Annotated in this window: 9 protein-coding genes and 2 pseudogenes; 6 read left to right on the top strand and 5 right to left on the bottom strand. The window is 69.1% G+C overall.

Translation table 11 applies throughout. The features are described 5' to 3' along the window. Nucleotides 1–142 precede the first annotated feature (142 nt). Nucleotides 143–967: an HAD hydrolase family protein gene (locus tag ACFW1I_RS14155; protein WP_384669622.1), complete on the top strand. Its 825-nt coding sequence runs from the start codon at nucleotides 143–145 to the stop codon at nucleotides 965–967. A gap of 62 nt (nucleotides 968–1,029) precedes the next feature. Here the strand turns inward: ACFW1I_RS14155 and ACFW1I_RS14150 are convergent. From ACFW1I_RS14150 to ACFW1I_RS14140, 3 genes and pseudogenes are all read right to left on the bottom strand, one after another. After that, nucleotides 1,030–1,540, bottom strand: a pseudogene (locus tag ACFW1I_RS14150) (hypothetical protein); the annotation flags it as partial. Nucleotides 1,541–1,815: 275 nt separating this feature from the next. Further along, on the bottom strand, nucleotides 1,816–2,574 hold the full coding sequence (locus ACFW1I_RS14145) for a hypothetical protein (protein WP_384669618.1): 759 nt from the start codon (nucleotides 2,572–2,574) through the stop codon (nucleotides 1,816–1,818). 659 nt (nucleotides 2,575–3,233) lie between these two features. After that, nucleotides 3,234–3,506, bottom strand: a complete 273-nt coding sequence (locus ACFW1I_RS14140; protein ID WP_384669616.1) for a hypothetical protein — start codon at nucleotides 3,504–3,506, stop codon at nucleotides 3,234–3,236. Between the two features lie 52 nt (nucleotides 3,507–3,558). Here ACFW1I_RS14140 and ACFW1I_RS14135 point away from each other — a divergent pair, with 52 nt between their 5' ends. Further along, nucleotides 3,559–4,242, top strand: a complete 684-nt coding sequence (locus tag ACFW1I_RS14135) for a hypothetical protein (RefSeq protein WP_384669614.1) — start codon at nucleotides 3,559–3,561, stop codon at nucleotides 4,240–4,242. Nucleotides 4,243–4,309: 67 nt separating this feature from the next. Here the strand turns inward: ACFW1I_RS14135 and ACFW1I_RS14130 are convergent. Next, nucleotides 4,310–4,502 (bottom strand): annotated as a pseudogene (locus ACFW1I_RS14130) (ATP-binding protein); the annotation flags it as partial. Nucleotides 4,503–4,539: 37 nt separating this feature from the next. Beyond that, nucleotides 4,540–5,463 carry a LysR substrate-binding domain-containing protein gene (locus tag ACFW1I_RS14125; protein WP_384669612.1) on the bottom strand — a complete coding sequence of 308 codons (924 nt, stop codon included), beginning with the start codon at nucleotides 5,461–5,463 and terminating at the stop codon, nucleotides 4,540–4,542. Nucleotides 5,464–5,636: 173 nt separating this feature from the next. On the opposite strand from ACFW1I_RS14125, the gene ACFW1I_RS14120 reads away from it, so the two are divergent. From ACFW1I_RS14120 to ACFW1I_RS14105, 4 genes are all read left to right on the top strand, one after another. Further along, the gene (locus ACFW1I_RS14120) at nucleotides 5,637–7,079 is read left to right on the top strand and encodes an MFS transporter (protein WP_384669610.1); all 1,443 of its coding nucleotides are present in this window, start codon (nucleotides 5,637–5,639) and stop codon (nucleotides 7,077–7,079) included. Nucleotides 7,080–7,113: 34 nt separating this feature from the next. Next, nucleotides 7,114–7,602, top strand: coding sequence for a pyridoxamine 5'-phosphate oxidase family protein (locus ACFW1I_RS14115; RefSeq protein ID WP_384669609.1), 489 nt, complete (start codon nucleotides 7,114–7,116; stop codon nucleotides 7,600–7,602). A 521-nt stretch (nucleotides 7,603–8,123) separates the two neighbouring features. Beyond that, nucleotides 8,124–8,960, top strand: a complete 837-nt coding sequence (locus ACFW1I_RS14110) for an SAM hydroxide adenosyltransferase (RefSeq protein WP_384669607.1) — start codon at nucleotides 8,124–8,126, stop codon at nucleotides 8,958–8,960. A 209-nt stretch (nucleotides 8,961–9,169) separates the two neighbouring features. Then, entirely contained in the window at nucleotides 9,170–10,045 is an 876-nt protein-coding gene (locus ACFW1I_RS14105) for an ABC transporter substrate-binding protein (RefSeq protein ID WP_384669605.1), read from the top strand. Nucleotides 10,046–10,052: the final 7 nt, after the last annotated feature.

Here is a 10,052-nt window from a genome sequence, read left to right as displayed (position 1 = left end):
TCAGCCCCAACGAATACGAACGCCGACACCACGCGGCTAAGCTCACACTCGCCGCGTGATCACCGAAGCGTGTCCACCATCACGGGGGAAGGCCCTGGAGCTGTCTCCTCTCTACCGCACGTGATTGCCAGCAGCCGAGGCGGTGCATCTGGCGGGCGGTAGGTTGTGTGGGGTGCTGGCCCGATACGATCGAATCGTGATCACTTCCATAGCGCGCACCACGGTCTTCGATATTGACGGCACACTCTGTTTCGACGGCCGGAGCATCGACCGCCGAATCCTGGCCGCCATCGAGGCTTGCGAGCGTGCTGGGCACCGACTGGTATTCGCCTCCGCCCGACCGGTCCGGGATCTCCTACCCGTGCTCAACGGAACCTTCCCCACCGCCACCCTGATCGGGGGGAACGGCAGCCTCGTCTCCGTAGATGGTCAGGTCCGGGCTCGGGCCGCGTTCGACGGAGGCGACCTCGACAAGCTGCTCGTCGAGGCCGCCCAGTTCCGGGCGGGCTATCTCGCAGACGGCCTCTGGGACTACGCGTACACCGGGCCGGCCGACCACCCGATCCTCGGCCGCGTTGACCAGAGCCGCCTCGCCCGCCGGGTCGACCTCGCTGACCTCACGACCGTCGTGAAGCTCCTCGTGGTCGATGCGACCGACATGGCCGCCCTCGCCGAGGTCGGCCGCGCACTCGGGATGACCGTCAACCACCACCTCGACGAGGCGATCATCGACTTTGCCCCGGGCACCACGAACAAGTGGGAGGCCCTCTCCTCCCTCGGCATCGACCAGTACAACGCCTTCGGCAACGACATCAACGACTTCGACCTGCTGCGCAACGCACAGCACTCCGTCCGCGTCGGCACCCACCCGGGCCTGGACAACGTCGCCCGCGTCACCACCGCCCCCAACCCAGAGGCCGTCGCCGCAGAGATCTCCAGGCTTGCCGTAGCGACGCCTGCATACTGAGGCCCGTGCCCGGCTCAGCTCCGGGTCCAGATGAGGATGCGCATCGCCAGGCTGCGCCATTACTTGAGCCGGTTGATGCTGCGTTTGACTGAGTTGCGCTGCTTGTACGCCACGGCGTCGAAGCCGGGCGGGCGACCACCGGCGCGACCTCGCGGCAGTCGGTGACCGACCCGGTCGGCGGGCTGCGGGATCACGGCACGGATACCTCGTCGCCGGAGATGCTCATTGGATCGCGCGGGATGAATACACGCGGTCCGCCAGAACGGCGTCCGGCCGGTCCGCGGTCTTCCCGGCCCCTCTCGCGGACCACGGATGCCTGCCCTGACCACCTCGAAGGGCGACGCGTCGCCCGCCTGACCTGCGGAGACGCGGAGGACCAAGAGACGTCGCGGTGCATGGCTGTCGCTGACGAGATGGACCTTCGTACTCAAGCTGCGACGGGAACATCCGAGCGCATGCTCGTCAGGCTCAGCCTGATCCGGAGCCCCATCGCCGACCACGGACCGGATCGGCCGGCATCAACGACTCGACCCGGTCCCACATCGCATCAGTGATCACCAACCGGACAGGCACGTCCGGTCAACCGACGAGCAGATCAAGGAGACACGCTCGAGTCGCCGCAGGGGAACGAAGGTGTGGGGCGGCAGTGGAGACGGCGCTGTGGAGACCCAGCCGGCCCCGTCCGGCCTTCGAAGTGTTCATAATCCAGGTACATCTGACGCTCCGCCCCGCCAAAAATGCGAGGCGAAGCAGGACGCCCTTCTCCGGTCTCCCCCACTCACTGGGCGCACATGCGCGCCGGTGTTTTCTCCCGGCTGTGTCGTGGGGCATCGATTCGGGGCAATCGGTCACGGAGGTTCCGGCCAGGTGCCGAGCGCTCGGGCCAGTCGGTCGCTGTGTTCGCGGGTGATGCCCTGGGCCAGGCGCATTCCGCATCGTGGGCTGTGGGGGCCGTCGCACTGCAGGATGCCGGGAAAGTGCTGCGCGGTTCCGGAGAGCGGGGAGGGTGAGGCCAGGGCCCACTCCGCCGGCTCCCACAAGGGATGGTCGTGGAGAAGCGCATCTGCCACCTCAGGCGCTCGGTCCTCGGCGACGCCCACCCGGATGAGCGCGTTGCCAATCACCGCGGCCGCAGTATCGGGCAGGTTGCTGTCTCCGAGGACCGGAAGCAGAAGCAGCGTGCGGATGTGCGGTACCTGGACGCCGGGAGCCTCGGGGTCGGGAGTGTCGGCGATGTGCGTGAGCTCGCGCCAGGACAATCCAGGGCCCGCTTGATGCCCGTCGATGGTGGCCAGGTATCCGTGCCGGTCCCACTCGGGGTGCGTGATGAAGTACTCCACGCCCAGGTCGTCGGCGAAGTTGCGACCCACAATGAGCACGCTGTGGCCGTCGGCGAACGGAATACGCAAGACCGGCCAGCGCTCCTCGTCGGTCAGGACCTCGTACGCCGCATCCACGTCGGCCTCGTCCGTACCGAACCACAGCGGATCGGGATCGTCGTCCTCCGTTTGGCACATCCACAGCAGGTAGGCAGCCCAGAACCCAGGCAGCGTCAGAAGGTCCTCCGCCGCAACGAGAGGAACGTCCTCGTATCCATTGATCACCACGCGCCCAGGGTGCCACCCCGCTCTGACAGCCTCCGTCTCACCCCTCCCAGCGCGCAGTGGCCGGCCAGGGCGGGGGCCCCGCGAGCGCAGGAGCGCGATGAACGCCCACGACAGAGGACGACAGACCCGCGCGATTGGGAGCAGGAGAAGCACGAGACGTCAGCACCTGGAGCAGCGAGCCTGGGCGCCCCTCCCGGCGGGTGCGGGAAGCAGCTTCCTCCCCGCCCTTCTACCGGGTGTCCGCCAGCTCTCAAGCAACTTCACGGAAACCGACAGAGCACTCGCCAATCCCCGACGTGTGAGGGCACAAGAACTGTCGGCTTTCGCCTCTCAGGCGACCTGGCCGGCGGAGCCTCGGCGGAACAGTACTGTCGGCTTGCTGCAGGGCGGTGGGCCGCGGTCAGGTGTGTCAGCCTCATTGCTCCCACGGTGTGTGTCAGGCTCGCGGCCGGCGTTGGCCTGACAGTTGCTCGGCCGGGCGCTGTGTGGGTCTCCTGCATCGCTCGCCTGTTGCGTTCCGGCTGGCGTGTCCGCGTCGCTGTGCGGACGATGGGGTGGGCGGCGGTTCTGAGCCGCACCCGGGGCACACGTCTCACGGTTACTCAGGACCTGGAATGCAATTGCGCCTACGCGCCGTAGCACGCTCAGTCCCCAGGAGGTCAGATCAGCGGAGGGCGCCGGATCTTGAGGTCGTTGTTGACGACGGTCACACTCACCGTACGGTCGGAGGTGAGGCGCTCCGCGATCAGTGAGGGCCGGCCGCCGAGGGCCAGGCCCGTGCCGAAGCCGGAAATGGCGGAAGCCGGGGTGAACGGCAGCTGCGTGGTGCGGTCGGCGTTCTTCCCCGGTCTCCTTGTCGCCTCATGCTGTTGGATCTCGAATGGGTCTGGCGAGGGTGTGGGCAGCGAAGAGCGGGCCGGCAGGGTGGTCACGTAGGATCCCCGCTCGTTCGAGGCCGGTGCTCGTTGCAAGGAGACATCCGTCGTGAGTTTTGATCTTGGGGTGTGGTCGGAGGAGACTCGCCCCTCACGTGCCGCGGCGGCGGATACGCTTCGGCGTCTGTGCGCGGGCGAGCCTTCGGTGGTTCGGCCCACTGCGGCGGTGCGGGGTTTCCATGCGGCGCTGGTTGCCGAGTTCCCCGATGCCGAGGACGCGGGGGACGAGTCGTCGCCGTGGTCGGCGGGTCTGGATGTCGGTGACGGCTTTGTGCTGATGCCGATGCAGTGGGGCCGGGCGGCAGAGGTGGCGCCTCGAGTCATCGAACTGGCCGGCCAGCATGGACTGGTCTGCTTCGACCCGCAGGCCGGAGTGGTGCATGCCCCGCCCGCTCTGCGGACCGCGGGTGCGCTGGAGCTTCGGTCGTGTGTCGGGCTACCGGTCAGCGGCCCGGATTGGGAGGCCGTGGAGCGGGCAGTGCGTCGCCTGTCTGCGGAGAACTGGTTCGTGATCCTCGAAGATCCGTCAGGTCGGTTTGTCCAGGTCGGAACCGGTGCCCGGGCCGGGGTTGCTGAGGGCGGGTATGCGGTTGAGCATCGCGACGGCTCGCCCGAGCGACACTACCGCTGTGTACTCCAGGACCGTGAGCAGGTCGTGTCAGTGTTCGCGGACTTCGCGCGAGATCCAGCAACCCGGCCGAACGGGGTTGCGTGGGAGAGGTTGGCGCTGTGAGTGCCGGTCCCATGGCCCGCCCGACGGGCAAGGTCCGACGGCTCCCCGCCTCCTGCGGCGGCCAGTAGGCCTTGGCGGGCGTCTCGGTCCGCGCCAAGGCCGAGGCGAGTCGGTAGGAGTCGCGCCGGTCTCAATGACGGTGCCACTGAATGTCACGCGGTCGACGATGGCCGCGCAAAGGCGGGAACGATGAAGGTCTCCGTCCAGCCGCCGAACGACTCGCTGGAGGCGATGCCGACACTCTTCATCTCCTCGCGTTTGGCGGTCGAGCCCCGCAGTCCGCAAGACGCGCCGCTCTCACGCCGGTGCCACCGTCCGCGGGTCCCCCTGCGCCAGCTCCCGCGCCGCCGTGCGGGCCGCGTCCGCGAAGGCGTGCAGGGCGCCGGTGGTGTTTCCGGCGCGCCAGACCAGGCCGTAGCCGACCGGTTCCGCGTCGGCGACGGGGACGTACGCGATGCCGGGGCGTGCGAAGTAGGTCGCCGTGTGCGCGGCGGTGAGGAGGGCGCCTCGGCCGCCCGCGACCAGCATCAGGGCCTCCTGCATCTGGGTCACGGAGGGGCCGGGGGCGATGGGTCTGCCGCTCGGGGTGCGGGTGGGGGTGTGGTGCTCCTGCCAGTAGTCGGGCAGTTCGCCCTCGACGGTGAGGAGTGGGACGTCGGCCAGATCCTCCAGGGAGAGGGTGTCGCGGGCGGCGAGCGGGTGCGCGGACGGTAGGGCGAGGACGCGTTCCTCGGTGAGGAGGGGCGGGCCGCCGCCCAGGTCGTTCTCCCGGACCGGGAACTCCTGGAGCTGGACGTCGAACGCGCCGTCGCGCAGTCGCCCGTACGGATCGTTCATCGGCACCTCGCAGATCTCCACCGCGAGCCCGGGATGGCTGACCCGTAGCGCCTCCGTCACCTTCATCACGATCTCGCCGGTGAGCGGGTTGGAGAATCCGACGTGCAGGACCGTGTCGATGCCGCGCGCGGCGGTGGCGGCGCGGGCGAGAGCGGCGTCCATCGCGCGGTGGTGCGGTTCGAGGTCGGCATGCAGCCGGCGGCCGATCGCCGACATGGCGACGCGGCGACTGGTGCGGATGAACAGCGGGGCTCCGACGCGCCGTTCGAGGCGCTGGATCAGCTGGCTGACGCGGGCGCGGGAGAGCCCCATCCGGTCGGCGGTGCGGCCGAAGTGCAGCTCCTCGGAGAGCAGGAGAAAGCACTCGATCTCGTCGCGTTCCATCGGTTCCCCCAGGTGAGCCGGATCGGTAAGCCTCGCTGAACGAACATCCAGATCTTCGCCGTTGTTCCGCCCGCGCGTCCTGGCCGAAGGTGAACGAGCCGCCCGCACAGCGGGCAGCCCATCTCTTTCCCTCTCTTTCCCTCCCTCTGCGTACAGCCAGGAGTCGACCTGTCATGAATACGACCAAGGCGGCAGCCGCCGCGTTCAGTGCCCGGGAGTGGGGCGTGCTGCTCGTCCTGTGCGGCGCGATCTTCCTTGAGGGCATCGACGTCGCCATGCTGAACGTGGCGATGCCTGCCATCCGCGCCGATCTCGGCCTGTCCACCGGCACGCTGCAGTGGGTGATGAGCGCGTACGTCCTCGGCTACGGCGGCTTCATGCTGGTCGGCGGGCGGGCGGCGGACCTCTTCGGACGGCGCCGGATGTTCGTGTTCTGGCTCTCGGTGTTCCTGGTCTTCTCCGGGCTCGGCGGATTCGCCTCCGAGGGCTGGCAGCTGATCACCGCCCGGTTCGTGACCGGTGTCGCGGCGGCCTTCATGACCCCGGCCGGGCTCTCCGTCATCACCACCGGCTTCGCGGAGGGCCCGCGCCGCAACAAGGCTCTGCTCTTCTACTCCGGTACAGCCGCCGGCGGGTTCTCGATCGGCCTGGTCGTGGGCGGCCTGCTCGCCTCGGTCGACTGGCGATGGGTGTTCTTCGCGCCGGTGGTCCTCTCGGCGCTGATCCTGATCGGCGCGCTGGCCTTCGTACCGAAGTCGCCGCGGCCCGACCGGACCGGGCAGAGCCTCGACCTCGCCGGCGGTCTGACCATCACCGCGGCCATCCTGCTCCTGGTCCTGGGGGTGGAGCGGGTGAGCCACGCCTCTCTCGTCTCGACCGTCGTCACGCTGGGCGCGGGACTGGCTTGCCTGGCCGCGTTCCTCGTCATCGAACGCCGCGCGGCCGCGCCCCTGGTCCGGCTCGGCATCTTCCGCAGCGGCGCTCTGGTGCGGACCAACGTCGCCGGCCTGCTCTTCGCCGCAGGGTTCTTCGGCTTCCAGTTCATCGTCGTCCTCTACCTCCAGGAGCTGCGCGGCTGGTCCGCCCTGGAGACGAGCTTCGCGATGATCGTCATCGGTGTCGACGCGATCCTCTCGCCGACGGTCGTCCCCCGGCTGGTCGACCGCTTCGGCAACGCCCGCCTGATCTTCGGCGGCCTGATCGTCGCTTCCCTCTCCTACGCGCTCTTCCTTCCGCTCGGCGCCGACTGGACCTACCTCACGATGCTTCCGAGCCTGCTGCTCCTCGGTGTCGCCTTCGCCCTGACGTACGGTCCGCTGACCATCGTGGCGACGGAGGACGTCAAGGAGGAGGAGCAGGGACTGGCCGGCGGACTCCTCTACACCGCCTTCCAGTTCGGCGCGGCACTCGGTCTCTCCGGGGCGGCCGCGGTCAACGTCGCGGCCACGGCATCGGATACGGCTGCCGCGCGCCTTGCCGGATACCAGGCCGCGCTGTGGGTGCCGCTCGCCGCGGCACTGGGAGCGGTGCTGGTCAGCGCCTTCGGAGTGCGGTCGGGCAAGGGCCGTGTGGTCGCGGAGCGCGAACCGTCGCCCGAACTCACCGCCGTCGAGTAACCCGCGATCCCGACCCCGGGGAAGGAGCACCGCCGTGCCCGCTACCAAGACCGACACGTTCACCGACGTCCAGGACGCCTTCTTCAGCTACGTCCGCGACATCAAGTACGCCACGATGATCACGGTCGACCGCCGGAACCGGCCGCGCGCCAGAGTCCTCCTCCCCGTCTGGGAGATCGTCGGGGGCCGCCCGGTCGGCTGGCTGGCCGCCTACAGGACCCCGGTCAAGGCGGCGCACCTGGCCCACAGCCCGCACACGACGTACTCGTACTGGAGCCCCCGCCAGAACGCCGTCCACGTCGACGCGCTCTCCACCTGGGTCGAGGCCGACACCGACCGGCGGCACGCCTGGGACCTCTACCTCGAGGGCAGTCCGCCGGGGGTGGGTTACGACCCGGTTCACTACTGGCGCGGCGGGCCCGACGATCCGGAGTATCACGTGATCCGGATCGAACCCCGGCGGATCCAATTGGTCAGCGGCTCGGATCTGCGCAGCACGATCTGGCAGCCGGCCGACGACTGAGCCGTCCACCCCTCGACTCGACAGCGCGGGGTCCGGGAGCACCCGTGCCCCGCGCTGTCGCCGGTTGTGCGCCGCCGCCCTGATCATGATCGGGGTCTTCCGCTCCTGACCTGCTCGGCGAGACGCAGGTCACGAAGGGACGGGGCTTCGCGCTCGGCGTCGGCGTGCGTCCTCCTGGGCGCGTCGTCGTACGGAGGCGGTGGCGCCCGCCCTGATGGCGATCATGGGCGATCGGAAAGGCGTGTCCACCATGTGGATGGGTTTCCAAGACGGTCCCGCCGGGTGCTACCGTCCAGCCCATGCAGCACACCACCACCCTCGCCATGATGCGAATGATGCCCCCGCTCCCGGAGGCGCTTCGCTAGCGAAGCCGTGTGCGCGCAAGACGCGACGGACCCTCCGGAAACGGAGGGTCCGTTTTTTTGTTGTCCGGGCCCGGCCGCCGAGCCCGTAGGCCGCCGCTCCTCGATCCCCGGACCCACCACGTGTCCACCCCCTCGACAGAAGGGCGAACCACCGCCATGCCGCTCCCCCCGGTCGTCTCCCTCACCGACTGCGCCGACCCCAACGCCCTCGCCCGCCAGTCCACCCGGATCGCCACCCTCTTCGGCGCCACACCGACCGTCCTGCCGCTGGGCGGACCGGATCCCGAGGGCGCCGCCGCCCTCACCCTGCTCGACCTGCTCCGCTCCACGGACCTGATCGGCGGCCCGACCCAGCCGGTCGTGGTCCTCGTCAACATCGCGCCCCGGGACGGACACTGGCCCAACGGGGTGCCCTTCTGCTCCTTCCGCCACGGAAACCACCTGGTCGTCAGCACGCTCAACCAGCGGGTCCTCGCCCCTCTGGCGACCTACCTGGGGCTGACGGAGGTTCACGTCACCGATGTCCGCGAGGTACTGGAGGCCGCGGCCGCCGACTGGGCCGAGCTGACCCCGGCCGAGATCGAGGAGATGGTGAGGACCCAGTTCCGGAGCCTCTGGTACACGCCCCTGCTGGCCCGCTGGCTGACGGACGGCCACCCGGTGCCCGCCCAGCCGCTGGCGGTCCGCCCGGCGGTCGCCGACGACGTGCGGATCGCCGTCGTCGACAACTTCGGCAACTGCAAGCTCGACCGGCCGGCCGTCGAGCTGCCCGGCTACGCCGACGCCAAGAGCCTCCTCGTCCACAACCGGGTCGAGGGCCGGGACGTCCGCGTCCGCTGTTACGACCGGCTCCCGGACGTGCCGCTCGGCGAGCCCGGAATCACCGTCGGAAGCTCCGGAGTCGGTTTTGCCGAACTGGTGGTACGGGGCGGTTCCGCGGCGGAGGTTTTCGGCCTGCGCCAAGGCGACCGGGTGTTCCATCTCACCAGCTGACATGTTATCAACGCGTTACCCCGGCAACGGTCTTCGAGATTGACGCCGGTCTCGGTGAACCGGAATGCTGAAAAGCATGTCCGGAACTCTCCCGCTGGTACGCCGCCGCCACGTGGACAACGTGCGCTGTGCGGCCGATCTGTGTCGCTGAACACACAGCACCGGCCCTCTTTCCCTCACCTTTCCCGGACTTCTCCGAAGGACCCCTGATGTCCCGTACTCGCATATCCCTGGCGGCTTCCGCCTCCGCCCTCGTCGCGCTGGCGGTGGCCGGTTGCGCACCCCAGCCGCAGAGCACCCCCCAGGCCGGCGGCTCCAAGAACGCCGCCCAGTGCACGACCGACAGCCCGCATCTCCACAAGCGCGGCCAGCTCACCGTCGCGACCGACTCCCCCGCCTACGAGCCGTGGTTCGACAGCAACACCCCGTCGAACGGAAAGGGATTCGAAAGCGCCGTGGCCTACGCGGTGGCCGGGAAGCTGGGCTTCGAACGGGACCAGGTGAAATGGGTCGTCGAGCCTTTCTCCCATTCCTACGCCCCTGGCCCCAAGGCTTTCGACTTCGACATCAACCAGATCTCCATCACGCCGCAGCGCGCGAAAGCCGTTGATTTCTCCACCAGTTACTACACCGCCAATCAGGCCATCCTGACGCTCGACGGATCCGCTTTCGCGAAGGCCGCGTCCCTGAGCGCGTTCAAGGACGCCAGGATCGGCGTACAGGTGGCGACGACCAGCTACCAGGCCGTGCTCGACCAGATCAAGCCCGCGAAGCAGCCGAGCGTCTTCAGCACCACCAAGGACGAGGTCACCGCGCTGCGGAACGGCCAGATCGACGCGATCGTCACCGACCTGCCCACGGTCTTCTACCTGGCCGGGGCGGAGCTGGAGAACGGCGCGATCGTCGGCCAGTTCGGCTACGCGGGCGGCACCCCCGAGAAGTTCGGCCTCCTCCTGCCGAAGGACAGCGGGTACACCTCCTGCGTCAACCAGGCCCTCGACGAGCTCAGGACCGACGGCACGCTCGCCAGGCTCACCACGCAGTGGCTGTCGGCCTCGGCGAACGTCCCCGAGCTGAAGCGATAACGGGCCG

Origin of the sequence: Streptomyces sp. NPDC058955 (assembly GCF_042741435.1) — a bacterium.
Lineage (GTDB): Bacteria > Actinomycetota > Actinomycetes > Streptomycetales > Streptomycetaceae > Streptomyces.
This window is presented reverse-complemented; position numbering and strand designations above follow the sequence as displayed.